This is a genomic window from Streptomyces sp. NPDC007088, assembly GCF_042869355.1.
Lineage (GTDB): Bacteria > Actinomycetota > Actinomycetes > Streptomycetales > Streptomycetaceae > Streptomyces.
In genome coordinates this window covers 122,542-140,040 of record NZ_JBIAFO010000004.1, presented here as the reverse complement: position 1 = coordinate 140,040, position 17,499 = coordinate 122,542, and the positions used below count along the sequence as shown (strand labels likewise).

Sequence of the window (17,499 nt, the reverse complement as noted above, 5' to 3'; positions counted from 1 at the left end):
GTGACGCGTCGAGACGCGCAGACGGCCGTCGGCCCTTGTACCGCGGGACGAGGCGGCCGACAGTGCCCGGAACGGCGGCGCGATCCGGAAGCCCGCCTCCAGCGTTCGGCCGCCGGTGGCGAACCCGCCCAGAATCCGGCACCGGCCGCCCGGCTCCCGTGGCCGGGAGGGCGTGTACACCTTCTTGTCATCGCTCACGGGAGCTCTCGCCCCACTTCGTGCGCGGACACGTTCGGGCAACGAGCGACGGTACGTCCGGGGGGAGCCGGCATCGCCCCGGTGACCGGAGGGCACCACGCACAGGACGAGGACGAGGAGCGGGCCGAGGACGAGCAGGGGCCTGTGCCTCGACCCGAACTCCCCCGGGGCCACGACGAAGGACCAGAAGGACGCGACCGGTCCGAGGGGGCGTCTCGGGCGCGATGACGGTACCGGTCCGCGGGGTCAGACGGATCGCCACCGTGCGCGCGCTCACCGTCGCGTCCCGCGCTACGGGGGCTTCGGGGCCCCACACCTGCGCGGCTGCGAGGTACGGGACGGGGCACCGGCGCCCCGCCCAGGACTCCCGCGCCGACCGCCGGTGGCTGCCCTTCGTGTTCTGCGACGGTGGGCGGCGGTCCGGTTGCACGCGAGACCGGGTGCCATCCCTCACCCCCCGGGAGGGCAGAGGGGCGCGCGCTCAACGAGCCGGGTACTCAGGCAGCGTCAGAGCGGTGTGGGCCTCCTCACCTCCCGCGGCGGGGAGGAGGCCGGGTGCGGACCGCAACGCCTCGTTGCGGCGGGCCAGTTCCGGCGCGGTGCGGGGCACCAGGGTCGCGCCTCCCGAAGTGGCGAGCGCCTGGTTCCTGGTCACGAACTCGCGCATGACCCGCTCGTAGGCGGTGAAGGCCGCGCCGTGGTCGGTGTGGGTGGCCAGTTCACCGGCGAGGACGTAGGCGCCGACCAGCGAGAGGCTCGACCCCTGGCCGGACATGAAGGACGGGGCGTAGGCGGCGTCGCCGACCAGGGCCACTCGGCCCCGGTGCCAGGACGGCAGGTGGATCTGGCTCACGACGTCGAAGAAGAGGTCGTCAGCCGCGCGCATGGCGGCCACCAGACGGGGGACCTCCCATCCGTCCCCCTCGAACTGCGCCGCCACGAGGTCGCGTTGCGCCTCGGGAGCGCGGAAGGCGCTGTAGGGCGCCTCGTCCCGCGCGAAGTTGAGGAAGCCGTACACGGGGGCCTGCGGATCGGTGGCGTAGAGGACGGCGGCCCTGCCGGGGGCGTTCCAGGCGAGGCCCTCGTGCGAGAGTCCGAGGTGGTTGGGCAGGGTGAAGCCGGCGAAGCAGTGGCCGAGGTAGTGGTGGAACCGCTCCTCGGGCCCGAAGACCAGACCGCGGGTGTTCGAGTGCAGTCCGTCGGCGCCGACGACGAGGTCGAAGGTGCGCCGCTCGCCGCCGCGGAAGCTCACCTCGACGTGGCCGGGGCCCTCGGTGAGGGTGTCGATGGAGTCGCCGAAGACGAACTCGACGCGGTCGCGCACGAGTGCGTACAGCTGGTCGGCGAGATCCCCGCGGCGCACCTCCAGGTCACGCCCCTCTACACCGCCGGTCACCACCTCCGGGCGTACGGCGGCGAGGAGCGCCCCCTCCTGATCGAGGAAGGAGATCCGCCTGCTGTCCACGTGGGCCCGTTCCAGCCGCGGACGCAGGCCCATGCGGGTGACGACCTCCATCGCCGTCCCGCGAATGTCGATGGGGTACCCGCCGGCCCGCAGGTACGGCGCTTTCTCCACGACGGTGACCTCGAAGCCGTAGTGGTCGAGCCAGTAAGCCAGAGCCGGTCCGGCGATGCTGGCACCGGAGATGAGGACGGTCCTTCGGGCGTGGTGATTCATGGGGTCGCTCTCCCAGCCGTGCTCGGTACGCTCAATGATGCGTACTTTAGGTATCCTTTTTGGGCGGAGACGCCCCCCCGGGCGTGCCGCTTCCACCACCATATAGATACCTACTTTAGGTAGGCAAGTGAGGCGAGGATGAGCACTCCACCACCCCTCCCCGAGGGCGACGCCCCTACCGTGCCGGCGGACGAGGCCCTGGGCCGGGAGGTGATGCCCCGTTTGATGCGGCTGAGCAACGCCCTCAGCCGGGGCCGGCTCACCGAGCGCGCGATGGAGTCCGTGGACCTGAGGCTGGACCGGCCGGCCCTGTCGGTCCTTCTCACTCTGCACATGGCCGACCGTCCCCTGCGCGTGGGAGAGATCGCGCAGCGCATGGAGATGGCCGGTCCGCACATCACCCGGCAGGTGAAGGAGCTGGAGCGCAGGCATCTGGTCCGGCGCGTCGGCGACCCGCTGGACCGGCGGGCCAGCCTCATCGAGCCGACCGACTCCGGCGCCGCGGGAGCCGCCCGGTACGTCAGCACCCTGTTCGGCTGGTTCGCCGAGGCGGTCGCCGACTGGGAGGAGGAGGACCGCAGGACCTTCGGCCGCCTCCTGACCCGCTTCGCGGACGACTTCACCGCCCGTCTGGCGGCGGCCGACGACCGGACGCCGCCGGCCGCCTCCTGACCGTGCCCGCGGGCGGCGCCCTCCCCCGGGCGTGTCCTGCCGGCGGCGTTCGCCACGCCGACGTGCGCCACCCGCACCATCCGCATGCTGGACGTGGCGCTCCGCGCGGCCGTGGCGCACCGTAGGCTGGTCGGCGCAGCTGGTTCGCCCCGTCCGCCAGGCGGGAGGCGTCGCAAGAGGGAACCCGGTGGGAATCCGGGACTGCCCCGCAGCGGTGAGCGGGAACGACCGCCGTCATACGCACTGGGCCCCGGCGTACGGGACCTGGGAAGCGACGGCCAGTAGGTGTCCTCCCCCGAGAGGACGGGCCCGCGAGTCCGAAGACCTGCCACTGCCCGCGTACGACCGGCTCGTGCGCGGACATCCCGGTGACCTCGTGGGCGGGTCGGCGTACATACCCGGCGGAGAGTCGCGCGTGCCCGGCACGTGAGGCACACCGCCCGGTTCGTCACCCCTTCGCGCTCGCGTGCCGTCCCCGGGATTCAGGGACTCGTCTCGCGAAGGAGATCTCCGTGACCCCCAAGTCCGCAGCCGCGGCAGCACGGTCCACCGTGTACGGCTACCCCCGTCAGGGCCAGAACCGGGAACTGAAGAAGGCGATCGAGGGCTACTGGAAGGGCCGGGTCGACGCCGCCTCGCTCCACTCGACAGCCGCCCGGCTGCGTCGCGCCCACTGGCGGCAGCTGGCCGAGGCCGGGATCGACGAGGTACCGACCGGGGACTTCTCGTACTACGACCACGTCCTGGACACCAGCGTCATGGTCGGCGCGATCCCCGAGCGTCACCGTGCGGCGGTGGCCGCCGACCCGCTCGACGGCTACTTCGCGATGGCGCGCGGCAGCGCGGACCTCGCACCGCTCGAAATGACGAAGTGGTTCGACACCAACTACCACTACCTCGTTCCCGAGCTGGGCGCGGACACGGTGTTCAGCGCGGACTCCGGCCGACAGGTCGCCGAGCTGCGTGAGGCCCTGGAACTCGGCCTGAACGCCCGGCCGGTCCTCGTCGGCCCCGTCACCTACCTGCTGCTCGCCAAGCCCGCGCCCGGGGCGCCGTCCGGCTTCGACCCGCTGACCCTGCTCGACCGGCTGCTCCCGGTGTACGCCGAGATCCTCGCCGACCTGCGGGCGGCGGGCGCCGAGTGGGTGCAGCTCGACGAGCCCGCCCTCGTGCAGGACCGCACCCCGGCGGAACTGAACGGCGCCGAACGCGCCTACCGTGAACTGGGCGCCCTCACCGACCGCCCCAAGCTGCTCGTGGCCTCCTACTTCGACCGCCTCGGAGAGGCCCTCCCGGTCCTGGCCAAGGCGCCGGTGGAGGGACTGGCCCTGGACTTCACCGAGTCGGCGGCGGCCAACCTCGACGCGCTCGCCGCCGTGGGCGGCCTGCCCGGCAAGCGCCTGGTCGCCGGTGTCGTCAACGGGCGCAACATCTGGGTCAACGACCTGAGCGGGTCGCTGGCCGTGCTCGGCACCCTGCTCGGCCTGGCCGGGCGGGTCGACGTGTCCGCCTCCTGCTCCCTGCTGCACGTCCCGCTCGACACCTCGGCCGAGCGGGAGATCGAACCGCAGATCCTGCGCTGGCTCGCCTTCGCCCGGCAGAAGACCGCCGAGATCGTCACCCTCGCCAGGGGGCTTGCGGGCGGTACGGAGGCGATCACCGCACAACTCGCCGCCAACCGGGCCGATCTCGCCTCCCGCGCGCACTCGCCCCTCACCCGTGACCCGGCCGTACGCGCCCGAACCGGCGCCGTCACCGAGTCCGAGACCCGTCGCTCGCAGCCCTACGGTGAGCGGGCAGCCGCTCAACGCGCCCGTCTCAAGCTGCCGTTGCTGCCGACCACCACCATCGGCTCCTTCCCGCAGACCACCGGGCTGCGTACCGCCCGCGCCGACCTGCGCGCGGGACGGATCGACACGGACGGCTACGAGGACCGCATCCGGTCCGAGATCCGGGAAGTCGTCTCCTTCCAGGAGAGGGCCGGGCTGGACGTGCTGGTGCACGGCGAACCCGAACGCAACGACATGGTGCAGTACTTCGCCGAGCGGCTCACCGGCTACCTCGCCACCCAGCACGGCTGGGTCCAGTCCTACGGCACCCGCTACGTCCGCCCGCCGGTCCTGGCCGGCGACGTCTCCCGCCCCGAGCCGATGACGGTGCGCTGGACCACGTACGCCCAGTCCCTCACCGACCGGCCGGTCAAGGGCATGCTCACCGGCCCGGTCACGATGCTCGCCTGGTCCTTCGTCCGCGACGACCAGCCCCTCGGCGACACCGCCCGACAGGTCGCCCTCGCCCTGCGCGACGAGGTCGGCGACCTGGAGGCGGCCGGGACCCCGGTCATCCAGGTGGACGAGCCCGCCCTGCGCGAGACCCTGCCCCTGCGCGCCGCCGACCGGCCCGCCTACCTGGACTGGGCCACCGAGTCCTTCCGCCTGGCGACCGGCGGCGCAGGCCCGGCCACCCAGATCCACACCCACATGTGCTACGCCGAGTTCGGCGACATCGTGGCGGCCATCGACGACCTCGACGCCGATGTCATCAGCCTTGAGGCGGCCCGCTCCCACATGCGGGTCGCCCACGAACTCGCCGGACACGGCTACCCGCGTGAGGCCGGGCCCGGGGTGTACGACATCCACTCCCCCCGCGTACCGAGCACGCGGGAGGCGGCCGCCCTGCTGCGCGCCGGACTCGGGGCCATCCCCGCCGAACGGCTCTGGGTCAACCCCGACTGCGGCCTGAAGACCCGCGGCTGGCCCGAGACCCGTGCCTCCCTGGAACACCTCGTGGCGGCCGCGCGGATCGTCCGCGAGGAGCTCGGCAGGTCCTGACCGCGCGTCCCAGGAGGGCCGGGGCCGCCCGGTGCGCCCCGGCCCGGCGCCGTCCGCTCAGTCGGCCGACAGCTCCTGCTCGACCCAGATCGTCTTGCCCGTCGCCCCGTACCTGCTGCCCCAGCGCAGGCTGAGCTGCGCGACCAGGAACAGTCCTCGCCCGCCCTCGTCGGTGGAGTGCGCGCGGCGCAGCCTGGGCTGGGTGTTGCTGGGGTCGCTCACCTCGGTGATCAGGAGCCGGTCGCGGATGAGGCGTACCCGGACGGGACCGCCCGCGTGGCGGACGGCGTTGGTGACGAGCTCGCTGACGATGAGGGAGTGGGAGAAGCTCAGTTCCCCAAGGCCCCACGCGGCGAGCTGTCCGGTGGCGGCGTCCCGGGCCCGCGCCACCACTTCCGGTGCGGCGGAGAACTCCCATTCCGCCACCGCTTCGGGTCCGAGAGAGGCGGTCCGGGCGAGGAGCACCGCGGTGTCGTCGCGGCGCGGACCGTGGTCCTCCTCGCCCCCGATGAGGGCCCGGCCGACGGACGTCAGGTCGTGGTCGCCCTCGCGCTGAAGGGCGTGCAGCCGTCCGGCGAGACGGCCGACGTCGTCGTCCACGTCCAGGCCGGAGCCCTGGAACACGCCGTCGGTGTACAGCGCGAGCACGCTGCCGGGCGGTACGTCGACGGTGGTGGTCTCGAAGGGCTGTCCGCCGACTCCGAGCGGGGGCCCCGGCCGGACGGCGAGCGGCACGGTCACGCTGTCCGGAGGGCTCATCAGCGGGGGCAGGTGGCCCGCGGAGGCGATCGTGCAGGTGCTGGAGACGGGATCGTGCACGGCGATCAGGCAGGTGGCGCCGACGGAGTCGCGGTGTTCGGGTTCCGCTTCGGAGGCGAGCCGCGCGACGAGGTCATCGAGGTGGGTGAGCATCTCGTCGGGGCCCAGGTCCATGTCGGCCAGGGTCTGCACGGCGGTGCGCAGGCGTCCCATGGTGGCGGCGGCGTGCAGTCCGTGTCCGGTCACGTCGCCCACGACGAGCGCCGTGCGCAAGGAGGACAGGGCGATCGCGTCGAACCAGTCGCCGCCGATCTCGGAGCCCTCCTCGGCGGGCCGGTAGCTGCCCGCCGTCTCCATCGCGCTGGTGCGGGTCATGAACTGCGGGAGCAGGCGCCGCTGGAGGGACACCACGGAGCGGTGCTCGCGCCGGTAGCGGCGGGCGTTGTCGACGCTGAGCGAGGCGTGCGCGGCGATCTCCGTCATCAGGTCGGCGTCCTCCTCGTCGAAGGTGTGGGTCGCGCGGGTGCGCCACACACCGGCCACGCCCAGGAGCAGGTCCCGGGCGAACAAGGGGGCGAAGATCACGGAACGGCCGTCCTCCGGGGTGAGAACCGGCAGGTGCGGGGTGCCCGCCATCCGGCGTTCCAGTTCCTCCCGGTCCAGGACGACGGTGCGGCCCGACTGGAGCGCCCGTACCAGGGGGCGGTCGGGGAAGGGGGGCACGGACTCGCCGGGCTGGAGCAGCCCGGCCGGCCAGTCGCCGTCGGCGCGGCGCACGGCCGTCCTGCGCAGGTGCGGGTCGCCGCCGCCGAGAGTCCGTGGTGGCTCGTCCCCGGCGAGAACGGCTTCGGACAGGTCGACCCAGGCCAGGTCGCCGAAGGCGGGGACCAGCACGTCGGTGACCTCCTGCGCCGTCCGCAGGACGTCGAGCGTGACGCCGATGTCGGCCGCCGCCCGGTGCCGCAGCTCACGACGGCGTTCCGCTCTCCAGTGCTCGGTGGCGTCCGTGAGCAGGACGGCCACTCCGGTCGGGCGGCCGTCGCGCCCCGTCGTACGCACGGCGGTCACCGAGAACGACCAGTCCCCGTGCTCGCCGTTGCGGGGGGTGATGCGCTGTTCGTCGCCGACCAGCGGGTCTCCGGTCTCCAGCACGTGGCGCAGGGACGCCTCGGCGGACCGGCCGTCCTCCTCCGCCATGAAGTCGCTCAGGCGGCTGCCGACCGGGAGGGTCAGCCCGGCGAAGGTCTCCTCGGTGATGTTGGTACGGACGACGACCAGATCGGTGTCGCGCAGGACGATGCCGAAGCGCTTCTGCCCGAGCAGGGCCCGCACCAGCGCCTCCCCCTGCTCGGCGCGGCTCGCCCGCTCGGCGGGGACCGCGAGGATCAGCCGCTGCGCGGAGCTCTCCAGGGCCTTGTCGCCGTAGCGGACGGTGATCACGTCTCCCCGCGCGGTGCGCAGCGCGGCGGTGCCGTAGGCGGGGACGGGGGCCGAGGCGGCGGCGTACCGCGCCCAGGTGGGGCGGTCGGCGAACAGGCGCAGCACGGAACGGCCGAGGACCGTGCCGGCGGGGCGTCCCAGCAGCTCCGCGGCGGCCCGGGACCACTGGGTCACGATGCCGCGACGGTCGAGGACCGCTGTGGCGACACCGGCGAACAGCTCACCGTCGTCGGGTGTGCTGGGTGCGCTCATGCCGGGGTCACCACCTCGAGGGTCCACTGCTGCGACATGCTGCTTCGCCAATTCTTGCCACCGGGAGCCGTGGTTTTCCTGTTGGGCGCAGGCCGAGAGGGCCGTTTCGGTGGGTGGGAAGGACCACGGAGCGGGCCCACGGCGCGCGCCTCGTCACTGTGGCACCGGGCGGGCCGGCGTGCCGAGGGGGGCGCGCAGCGCGCTGCGGCCCGAGCGCCAGGAGGCGAGGAGGTGGGCGCCGAGCCGGTTCTCCAGCAGGGTGGTGGACTCGACGCCGAAGACGACGTCGGCCTCCAGGTCGGGGTGGTCCTCCAGCAGCCCGCCGACCACGTCGCGCCGTACGACCTGTTCGTGGACGGCGTCGGCCTCGACGTGCTCGGTGTAGAAGAACTCGGCCGCCGGCCCCCCTCCGGTGCGGCGCAGCGCCTCGGCCAGCCGCCGGGAGCCGGGCGAGGAGGTCACCTCCACCCAGGCGAAGTGGCCGACGAGGCTTCCGCGCAGCGCCCGGTGCAGACCGAACAGCGACATCTGGTTGACCGTGGCGAGCGCCTCCGCGGGCGCGTGGTCGAGGTAGCCGCCGTAGCCGGCCTCCAGGCCCAGGCCGGCCATGAGTTCGGCGAAGAGCCGCGCGTGGACGCGCTCGGCCCGTCCCGCCCCGAACTCGTCGTACTCGACGGCGACCATCGCGGCCTTCGACCGGCCCTGCAGCCGGGGGATCACCCAGGCGTGCGGGTCGGCCTCCTTCAGGTGGTACAGGGAGCGCAGGGCCGCGTACTCCCTCAGGTGCCGCAGCTCCCCCTCGTACTGGAGGTACTGGGCGACGCTCGACGGATCGCGTCCCGCCGGCTCGACGAGCAGGTCCTCGAAGGCGGCGGACACGGTGCCGCCGGTACCCGTGTCCGCCCGCAGGGCCGCGAGGTAGCTCCGTTCCAGGCGTTCGCGCGCGGCGAGCAGCACCGGGTCCCACTCCCGGGCGTCGTCCACCCCGGCGAAACCGCGGTAGTGCAGTTCGTACAGCACGTACAGGGCCAGTTGCAGGTCGTCACCGTACGGGTCGGCGTCCGGGAGTCGTGGCGTCAGGGGCCGGTCCTCGGCCAGGGCCGCGATCACCGCGTGCGACACGGGGCCGCGCGCGGTGGGCAGTGGCGGCCCGGTCGTCGTCGGGGGCCTCTCTTCACGGATCATGGCGTCCCCTGCTCCTCCGGGTCGGCGGGTTCCTGCGGCGGGGCGGGCCGGGCCCTGCGGCGGTGGCTGGCGTCGCACCAGGGGGCGGTGCGGGTGCGGCGGCAGGTGCACAGGGCGACGAGGAAGCGGTCGGAGCGGCTGACGCCACCGTCCTCGCCGACGACCTCGACGGGTCCTTCCACGAGCAGCGGGCCGTCCCGGGCCACGCGGACGCGGCGGGTCTCACGGTCGTTCGGCACGGATCACCACCACCTCTTCCCGGTCCTCCTCCGGTCCCAGCAGCCCGGTGTTCCTGAGCCAGCCGAGCCGCGAGCGGGTGACGGGTCCGAAGGGGATTCTCGCCCGGTCGCTGACCGAGGTACGCAGTCCCGCCTCGGTCAGCTTGCGCACCGTCGTGTCCGTACCGCACAGGGCCGAGTGGACCAGGAGCAGCACACCGCCGCTGCGCAGCGCCGCGGGGGCCAGAGCGCACAGGTGGTCGACCACGGCACGGCCGTCGTGCCCCGCGTCCCAGGCGCGCGCCGCTCCCCTGACGGGCGGTCCGGGGGTGGGAGCGGGCACGTACGGCGGGTTGCTGATCAGCAGGTCGTAGCGGCGCGCGGTCAGGGCCGCGACCGCGTCGTGCCGGCGCACGGTGAGCCGCTGGCCGCTGAGCAGGGCGTTGGCGCGGGCCGAGAGCACCGCGCGCCAGGCGATGTCCACGGCGGTCACCCGTGCTCCGAGCCGGGCGGCGTGGACGGCGAGCACCCCGCTGCCGGTCCCGATGTCGAGCAGGTCGCGCGGGCGGGCGCCGGGTGCGAGTTCCCTCTCCAGCGCCAGCAGCAGGAGCCTGGTGTCGGACTGCGGCGCGTAGACGCCCGGCAGCCGCAGCAGGCGGCCCGGGGGCGTGGCGTTGGTGATGAGGGCGGTCATGGCACGACTCCTGTCCTCGTCCCCGCGCGTCCGTGTCCGCTCGTGTGACGTGCGGTGGGCCCGCCGGGTCCCCCGCTCGATCCTCCGTCGGCCGGGCGCATCCCACCACTGGAGCGGTGCGGCGCCCGCGGGGGAACCGGGCCGTGACAGCGGGGCAACCGGGGCGTGACAGGGGAGAAAGGCGGAACCGGGCACCCACGGGAGGAAGGGGCGGGGCCCCGTGCCCCCGAAGCGGGACCCGTGCCCCCGGCGGGGAGCGGAGGCGTGCGGTGGGGATGATCAGAGCCCGAGGGCGGGCAGGATCACGGAGCGCACGTAGGAGCGCAGGAAGGCACGGTCGACGGCGTGGTCCTCGACCAGTTCCCTGGCGATGACCCCGCCGATCATCATGTGCGCCAGGTAGTCGATGGCCGGGTTGTCGGCGGCCACCTCTCCCCTGGCGACGGCACGGCGCAGGATCAGCCGCAGGACGTCGTTCTCGGGCTCGATCAGCAGGTCGCGCAGGGCGTGCATGAACTCGGGGTTGGTGTGCGCGACGTGGATCAGGCTGCGCCACAGGGCCGTCTGTTCCTCGGTCTTGCTCTCCTCGTAGTGGTCGACGAGTGCTTCGAGGTCGCCGCGGAGCGATCCGGTGTCCCCACAGGCGCTGGGTGAGGGCTTGCCGTGTCTGAGGGCTCGCGCGACCAGTCCGGCCTTGCCGCCCCACTGGCGGTAGAGGGTCGCTTTGCTGACGTGCGCCCTGTGGGCGACGGCGTCCATCGTGAGCGACTCGTAGCCGCGTGCGCGGACCAGATCGAGTACCGTCTCATAGAGCGCGTCGGCTCGCTGCGCGCTCATCCGGCCGGGCGCTGATCCGCTCGTCACTGACACGCTTCGCACCCTCCGTACCTGAGCCGTCTCGGGCCGAGCTTACCAAGAGACGGCAAAGAAACGAAACTGTTTCGTTCGCGCGTGCGCCGCGATCAGGACCCACGAGGGCCCGAGAAATGGCCGCTGAGCTGCATATTCCCGATATGGGTAGGCGATCCGGCAAAGAGCGCGGCGCGTGGACACACCCGGTGCCGCTTTCCCATCGCACACCAGACCACGTACGGTTCGTGTACGAAACCGTTTCGTTCCGGCAGGCCCGAGATCCCAGCGCTGTGATCCGGCCCCTGCCCGGCCCGTCGCCGACGGCGCCTCGCCGGTTTCGCCAGAGTGTTTCTTCGAACGCGTCCCATGGAGCACTTCCCATGAACGAATCCGCCCAGACCCTCGACGAGAAGGTCGCCCCGTCCCCGCCGTCCGACGCGACCGACCAGGCACACCACCACGCGCGCCGCTGGTGGGTACTGGTCGTCATCGCGCTGGCCCAGCTCATGGTGGTGCTCGACGCCACCATCGTGAACATCGCGCTGCCCTCCGCCCAGCACGCCCTGGGGTTCAGTGACGGCAACCGCCAGTGGGTCGTCACGGCCTACGCCCTGGCCTTCGGCAGCCTCCTGCTGCTCGGCGGCCGGCTGGCCGACCTCTTCGGCCGCAAGAACATCTTCCTCGTGGGCGTGGTGGGCTTCGCCGCCGCCTCGGCCCTCGCCGGTGCCGCCGGAAGCTTCGGCGTCCTGGTCGTCGGCCGTGTGCTCCAGGGGCTGTTCGGCGCCCTGCTCGCCCCGGCCGCGCTGGCCCTGCTCAACGTGACCTTCACCGACGCGAAGGAGCGGGCCAAGGCCTTCGGCATCTTCGGTGCGATCGCCGGTGCCGGTGGCGGTGTCGGCCTGCTGCTCGGCGGTCTGCTGACCGAGCACCTGAGCTGGCGCTGGACCCTCTACGTCAACCTGATCTTCGCCGTGCTCGCCTTCGTCGGCGGCATGATCTTCCTGAACCGCGGCACCTCGACCGAGCGGCCCAAGCTGGACCTGCCGGGCACCTTGCTGGCCTCGGCCGGCCTGTTCGGTCTCGTCTACGGCTTCTCGAACGCCGAGACCCACGACTGGTCCTCGCCGCTGACCTGGGGCTTCCTGATCGCGGCCGTGGTCCTGCTCGCCCTGTTCGCCTGGTGGCAGACGCGCAGCCGGCACCCGCTGCTGCCCCTGCGGATCCTGACCGACCGCGACCGTGGCGCCTCGTTCATCACGGTGGCGATCTCCAGTGCGGGCATGTTCGGGGTCTTCCTCTTCCTGACGTACTTCCTCCAGGCCTCCCTGGGCTTCACCCCGGTCAAGACCGGTCTCGCCTTCCTGCCGATGATCGGCGCCCTGATGGTCACGGCCCAGCTGGCGACCAACGTCCTGCTGCCCCGTCTGGGCGCCCGGCCCATCGTGCCGGTGGGCCTGGTGATGGCGGCCGCCGGTCTGGCCCTGCTGACCCGCCTGGACCTCTCCAGCACGTACGCGGCCGACGTGCTGCCCGGACTGCTGGTGATGGGCCTCGGCCTCGGCCTGGTCATGCCGCCCGCGATGAGCCTCGCCACCAGCGGGGTCGACGCCCAGGACGCGGGTGCCACCTCCGCCGCGGTGAACACGATGCAGCAGGTCGGCGGTGCCGTCGGCACCGCGCTGCTCAACACCCTCGCCGCGAGCGCCGCGACCAGCTACCTCGCGGGCAAGCAGCCCACCAAGGCGGTGCTGGCGCAGGCGCAGCTGGAGAGCTACTCGACCGCCTACTGGTGGTCGGCGGGCTTCTTCGCGGCCGGCGCGGTCATCGCGCTGCTGATGTACCGCAGCGGCAAGCCCGCCGCCGCCGAGGAGGGGACGCCGGTCGTCCACATGTGACGGCCGCACCCACCTGGGAGCCGACTCCCCGGGGCGTGTGAGCGGAGCGCCCCGTGAGCCGGCCGCCGGCCCGGGTCCGCGTGGGGACGACGGACCCCTGACCGACGGCCCTGCCCGGTCGTGGCCCGCCCCCCCCCCCCCCGGGGCGGGGGGCCCCGGGGGGGGGGGTGGGGGGCCCCCCCCCCCCGCCCCGCGGGCCGGCCCGGGGCGCCCCGCCCCCCCCCGGGGGGGGGCGGGCACGACCGGGCTTTCTTCGTTCCGTCCCCTACCGGCCTGGAGTTCTCGCACGACCCGGACGAACCTCGGCCGGCCCGTGCGGAGGCGCCCGGCGAACCCGCCCGGTGGCGCGACGCGGTCGTCCACCGGGGCCGCCCCCGCAGGCGGGGCTATGCTGTCGGCTGAGTGCCGTCACGCCGGGCGGACGCACTCGCGGCGGTGGGGCCCGCCGTACCCGAACCGCGGCAGACGCCGCCAACGGTCCCTACTCGTGAGTAGTGCTGCCCGCGTCCCGGGCGGCTCACGTGTGGGGAGAGGTATGCGTTCGAACAGGCCCGGTCGGCCGGAACGGAACTCGGCACGGCCCGCCCGCGCCGCCGAGCCGGTGGACCCGGACATCGAGGACGTGGAGCCCGGCGGGCGCCAGCCGGACACCCGGGCGTTCCTGCGCGGGCGCGCCGGAGGCCGGGCGGCCCCGGGGCGCTCCCAAGGGCCCGTGGTCGGTGCCGTCTCGGCGGGCGGTGTCCTCGGCGCGCTGGCCCGGTACGGCCTGGGGCTCGGGTGGCCCACCGCGCGCGACGCGTTCCCCTGGACGACCTTCACGATCAACGTCCTCGGGTGTTTCGTGATCGGCGTCCTGCTCGTCGCGGTCACCGAGATCTTCCCGGCCCACCGGCTGCTGCGCCCCTTCCTGGGCACGGGTGTCCTCGGCGGGTTCACGACCTTCTCCACGTACTGCGTCGACATCCAGCAACTGATCGCGCACGGCCGTCCCACGACCGCGGTCGCCTACCTCGGGGCCACCGCCGTCGCGGCGCTCGCCGCCGTCACCCTCGCCGCCCGCCTCACCAGGCGGCTGCTGGGACACCTCGCGAAAGGGACCTTGCGACCGTGACCGAGTCCACCGCGCCCGAGCGCTGGACGGCCGTCGAAGGGGTGCGGCCCACCGTGCTCGTCGACGACACCGACACCTGGCACCACCGCCCCGTGGACGGCGAGATCGTGCACCGCGCGCACGCCGCGGGGCTCGCGGGCGCCCCGGTCCTCAGCGGGGCGGAGGGCTACGGCGTTCATCAACCGGGCGGCGGCACCGATACCGGCGCGGGCACGGGAGGGGCACCCACATGATCAACGCGCTGCTCGTCGCGCTTGGGGCGGCCGTCGGCGCCCCGCTGCGCTATCTCACCGACCGTTCGGTGCAGTCCCGGCACTCCGGGGTCTTCCCGTGGGGCACCTTCTGCGTGAACGTCGCGGGCTCCCTCGTGCTCGGGATCGTGACCGGCGCGAGCCTGTCGGGTCTCGCGGGTGAACGGGTGCGGCTGCTGCTGGGCACGGGACTGTGCGGGACGCTGACGACGTACTCGACCTTCTCCTACGAGACGCTGCGGCTCACCGAGACGGGGAACCGGTTCCAGGCCGCGGCCAACGTCCTCGGTTCCGTCGCCGCCGGGATCGGCGCGGCCACGCTCGGGTACGTGCTGGGCCGGGCGCTGTAGTGGCCGTACGGTCGCGGAGCACCCAGTCGTGGAATATTCAACTTTCCGCTCCGGTTACACCGCGTGCCAGGCAGCATCGGCCGGGGCCGCCACTCACAGGGCGGCGCCACCATCTCCAGGAGGGACACCGTGACCGACGCCTACTTCGAGTTCGGTACGCCCGCGGACCGCTGGGACCGGGCGCAGATGTTCTTCGCCGCCAAGGAGTACGGCACGGCGGCCCGGATTCTGCGCGGACTGGTCGAGGAGGACCCGCGGAACACGGCCGTGCGGATGCTGCTCGCCCGTTCCTACTACCACTCGGCGCAGCTGGGCCGGGCCGAGCGGGAGCTGCGTGCCGTCCTGGAGCGTGACCCGGTCGAGCACTACGCGACGCTGATGCTGGGCCGCACCCTGGAGCGCCAGGGCAGGGACGCCGACGCGGCTCCCTACCTGCGGCTCGCCTCCGCGATGTCCGGCGAGAGCTGAGGCGACCTCGGCGGGCTGTCCTCCGCCGTCGCTGACAGAACGCCGCCAGAACCGGACCGGTGACAGAACGCCGCCAGAACCGGACCGGTGACAGAACGCCGCGAGAACCGGGCCGAGGCCCGGCACGAGCCGGAGAAGGCCCCTGACCGACGACCCGCCGAGGTCGCGGTCCGGGGCCTTCTCCATGCGCCGAGGCGGTCCTGCGGCCGGACCGGCCTGTCCGCCGGGACCGGCCCCGAGGGCGGCGCTCCCGTTCGGGTGTACAGCGCGGGCGGACCCGGCGCCCTGCGGCCAGGCTGGGCACATGGCAGAGCACCGTACCCGCTCCCCGGGCCCCTCCCTCAGGGCCACGGCCCCACTCACCTGCCCAAGGGCGCCGGGGAAGCGGCGGGACACGCCTGCCGGGACTGCGACCACGACCTCACCGACGGCTGAGAAGGACGGACGTCACGCCAGCACCACCGGAGTCGACGGGCGGCCCGAGACGGGCTTGTCCACCGGTCTGCCCCGCCCCCGATCCGCGTTGTCCCCTGCCCCGGGAAGACAGACATGAACGACAACAGCAAGGCCGTCCTCGCCGCCGCGCTCGCCGGCGGCTATCTCCTGGGCCGCACCCGCAAGGCGAAACTCGCCCTCGCGGTCGGCTCGTACCTCGCCGGACGTCGCTACGGGCTGTCCCTGCACAGCCTCACACCCCGCGGCCTCCTCGACGAGGGACTGACCCGGCTGCGGGAGACACCGCAGTACGCCGCGCTCAGCGAACAGGTGCGGCAGGAACTGCTCACGGCGGGCCGGACCGCCGTCTCGGCCGCCGCCGACCGTCACCTCACCTCCCTCGCCGACCTCCTGCGCGAGCGCACCTCCGCTCTGACCGGCGTCTCCGTCGGCCCCAAGGGCGAGACACCCGACGAGGAGGAGAAGGAGAAGGACGGACCGGAGGAGGCCACCGACGAAAACGACGCAGGCCCCGAGGACGGCGAGGGCGGCGAGGAGAACGGCGCTGGGGACTCGGGCGAGGACGGACCGGCGCCCGGCTCCCATCGGCCCGGCCGCCGCCCGGTCACTCCTCCCGGCGACATCGCGAAGACCTCCTCCCACCGGGCCCCGACCAAGAAGGCGCCCGGCGGGAGAGTGAACCCCGCAGAGAAGACCGCCGCGGCGAAGCGGGCCTCGGACGACGGGACGGCCAAGAGGAAGGCTCCGGCCAGGAAGGCCGCGCCCGCCAAGGAGGCCGCACCCGCGAAGAAAGCCGCCAGGAAGAGCACCCCGCGCGGGGCGGCCGGTACCGGCCGGAGCGCCGCGCCCTCACGACGGGCGAAGTGATCAATGATGGCAGCGGAAAAGAGCGGTGCGAAGGACGAGGAGAAGCCCTCCGCACTGGAGCATCTGTTCGAGGAAGTCACCTCTCATCTCGAAGCCCTGGCACAGCACTTGGCTGACAAGGCGGGAGACAAGGTCAGCGACCTGACCGGCAAGCTCTCCGACATCGCCGAAGGGACGGGCGCGCGCGCGGGCGCCCGTGTCCTGGGCGGCGAGTCTCCTGTGAAAGCGCTGTTCTCCGAGAAGACGAAGGACGTGAAGAGCAACGTGGTCGGCAAAGTGAAGGGCGCCTTCGGCAAAGGCGGCGGGGGCGACGAGGGCAGTGGCGGCGGGGGCGGGGGCGGCGGCGCCGCGGGCGACCTCAAGATCACCAACATCATCGAGACCCTGGACGTCGGCGTGCCCGTACGCACCGCCTACGACCACTGGACGCAGTTCGAGGACTTCAGCGGCTTCATGAAGGGGGTGAAGTCGGTAGACCAGAAGGACGAGGTCAGCACCAACTGGAACGTCAAGGTCGCTTTCTCCGCACGCAGTTGGGAGGCGACGATCGAGGAACAGGTGCCGGACGACCGGATCGTGTGGAGCTCCGAGGGTGCCAAGGGCAGCACCCACGGTGCGGTGAGCTTCCACGAGCTGGCGCCGAACCTGACCCGCATCGTCGTGGTCGTCGAGTACTCCCCCGCGGGCTTCTTCGAGAAGACCGGCAACCTGTGGCGCGCCCAGGGCCGCCGGCTCCGCCTGGACCTCAAGCACTTCGCCCGGCACGTCACCTTCGCGGAGGAGGACGAGATCGAGGGCTGGCGCGGGGAGGTGCGCGACGGCGAGGTCGTCCGCTCGCACGAGGACGGCCTGAAGGACGACGAACAGGACGAGGACGCGGGCCCGGAGGACGAGGAGAACGAGAACGGGGTCGAGGACGCCGAGAACGGCGACGAGGCTGAGGAAGAGGACGACGAGGACGACGAGGACGCGGACGAGACCGAGGACGCCCGGGTCTGAGGCCGTGACCGGTCTCGGCCCGCAAGGCGGCCGGGAGCGGGACCGCGTGCCACCCGGGACGGGCGGCACGCACCTCGCCGACCTCCTCGAAGGGGTCCTCGGCGAGGGCTTCCGGATCGCCGGGGACCTCGGGACCGGTCTGCCGGACGTCGTGTCCCCGGAGACGTCGTGTCCCCGGACGTCGGAGCCTTTGGTCCGCGCTCTTACGGCGTGCCGGAGGCGGCGTCCGGGGTGGCGCACCGGTTCCGGGGCCCTCGCCGGGCCCGCGGCGCCCGCCCCGGCGGGGGCCGGTCGGGCCGGCTCCCTCTCATCCACGCGTCGCG

General features: G+C 73.2%; 14 protein-coding genes, 1 pseudogene and 1 riboswitch. Of the genes and pseudogenes, 9 read left to right on the top strand and 6 right to left on the bottom strand.

From position 1 onward, the window contains the following. Window positions 1-679: 679 nt before the first annotated feature. Window positions 680-1,876 (bottom strand): FAD-dependent monooxygenase, encoded by a 1,197-nt coding sequence (locus tag ACFYMP_RS08550; RefSeq protein ID WP_388852638.1) that lies wholly within the window; start codon window positions 1,874-1,876, stop codon window positions 680-682. Between the two features lie 138 nt (window positions 1,877-2,014). Between ACFYMP_RS08550 and ACFYMP_RS08545 the strand changes: the two genes are divergently transcribed. Further along, complete coding sequence (locus ACFYMP_RS08545; protein WP_388852635.1) at window positions 2,015-2,548, top strand: MarR family winged helix-turn-helix transcriptional regulator; 534 nt, start codon at window positions 2,015-2,017, stop codon at window positions 2,546-2,548. Window positions 2,549-2,722: 174 nt separating this feature from the next. After that, a riboswitch (cobalamin riboswitch) is annotated at window positions 2,723-2,875 on the top strand. A 185-nt stretch (window positions 2,876-3,060) separates the two neighbouring features. Further along, window positions 3,061-5,379 (top strand): 5-methyltetrahydropteroyltriglutamate--homocysteine S-methyltransferase, encoded by a 2,319-nt coding sequence (metE, locus tag ACFYMP_RS08540; protein ID WP_388852632.1) that lies wholly within the window; start codon window positions 3,061-3,063, stop codon window positions 5,377-5,379. A 57-nt stretch (window positions 5,380-5,436) separates the two neighbouring features. Here metE and ACFYMP_RS08535 read toward each other — a convergent pair whose 3' ends face one another. From ACFYMP_RS08535 to ACFYMP_RS08515, 5 genes are all read right to left on the bottom strand, one after another. Next, window positions 5,437-7,830, bottom strand: a complete 2,394-nt coding sequence (locus ACFYMP_RS08535) for a SpoIIE family protein phosphatase (protein WP_388852629.1) — start codon at window positions 7,828-7,830, stop codon at window positions 5,437-5,439. A gap of 153 nt (window positions 7,831-7,983) precedes the next feature. Then, the gene (locus ACFYMP_RS08530; protein ID WP_388852626.1) at window positions 7,984-9,015 is read right to left on the bottom strand and encodes an iron-containing redox enzyme family protein; all 1,032 of its coding nucleotides are present in this window, start codon (window positions 9,013-9,015) and stop codon (window positions 7,984-7,986) included. After that, window positions 9,012-9,254, bottom strand: coding sequence for a CDGSH iron-sulfur domain-containing protein (locus ACFYMP_RS08525; RefSeq protein WP_388852623.1), 243 nt, complete (start codon window positions 9,252-9,254; stop codon window positions 9,012-9,014). The genes ACFYMP_RS08530 and ACFYMP_RS08525 overlap by 4 nt, the downstream gene beginning before the upstream one ends. Then, on the bottom strand, window positions 9,238-9,927 hold the full coding sequence (locus ACFYMP_RS08520; RefSeq protein ID WP_388852620.1) for a HemK2/MTQ2 family protein methyltransferase: 690 nt from the start codon (window positions 9,925-9,927) through the stop codon (window positions 9,238-9,240). The genes ACFYMP_RS08525 and ACFYMP_RS08520 overlap by 17 nt, the downstream gene beginning before the upstream one ends. Before the next feature lie 279 nt (window positions 9,928-10,206). After that, a complete protein-coding gene (locus tag ACFYMP_RS08515; protein ID WP_388852617.1) occupies window positions 10,207-10,764 on the bottom strand; it encodes a TetR/AcrR family transcriptional regulator in 558 nt (185 codons plus the stop codon). 395 nt (window positions 10,765-11,159) lie between these two features. Between ACFYMP_RS08515 and ACFYMP_RS08510 the strand changes: the two genes are divergently transcribed. The 7 genes and pseudogenes from ACFYMP_RS08510 to ACFYMP_RS08480 all read left to right on the top strand — a co-directional run bounded on the left by ACFYMP_RS08510 (window position 11,160) and on the right by ACFYMP_RS08480 (window position 17,176). Beyond that, entirely contained in the window at window positions 11,160-12,674 is a 1,515-nt protein-coding gene (locus ACFYMP_RS08510) for a DHA2 family efflux MFS transporter permease subunit (RefSeq protein WP_388852614.1), read from the top strand. Between the two features lie 535 nt (window positions 12,675-13,209). Then, a complete protein-coding gene (gene crcB, locus ACFYMP_RS08505) occupies window positions 13,210-13,785 on the top strand; it encodes a fluoride efflux transporter CrcB (protein WP_388852611.1) in 576 nt (191 codons plus the stop codon). Window positions 13,786-13,826: 41 nt separating this feature from the next. Further along, window positions 13,827-13,958: pseudogene (locus ACFYMP_RS08500) on the top strand (DUF190 domain-containing protein); the annotation flags it as partial. Window positions 13,959-14,017: 59 nt separating this feature from the next. Further along, window positions 14,018-14,386 carry a fluoride efflux transporter CrcB gene (gene crcB / locus ACFYMP_RS08495; protein WP_388853285.1) on the top strand — a complete coding sequence of 123 codons (369 nt, stop codon included), beginning with the start codon at window positions 14,018-14,020 and terminating at the stop codon, window positions 14,384-14,386. 129 nt (window positions 14,387-14,515) lie between these two features. Beyond that, a complete protein-coding gene (locus tag ACFYMP_RS08490; protein ID WP_388852608.1) occupies window positions 14,516-14,854 on the top strand; it encodes a tetratricopeptide repeat protein in 339 nt (112 codons plus the stop codon). Window positions 14,855-15,403: 549 nt separating this feature from the next. Next, complete coding sequence (locus tag ACFYMP_RS08485) at window positions 15,404-16,177, top strand: hypothetical protein (RefSeq protein ID WP_388852605.1); 774 nt, start codon at window positions 15,404-15,406, stop codon at window positions 16,175-16,177. Window positions 16,178-16,183: 6 nt separating this feature from the next. Next, window positions 16,184-17,176, top strand: a complete 993-nt coding sequence (locus ACFYMP_RS08480) for an SRPBCC family protein (protein ID WP_388853282.1) — start codon at window positions 16,184-16,186, stop codon at window positions 17,174-17,176. The last annotated feature ends 323 nt before the right edge of the window (window positions 17,177-17,499 follow it).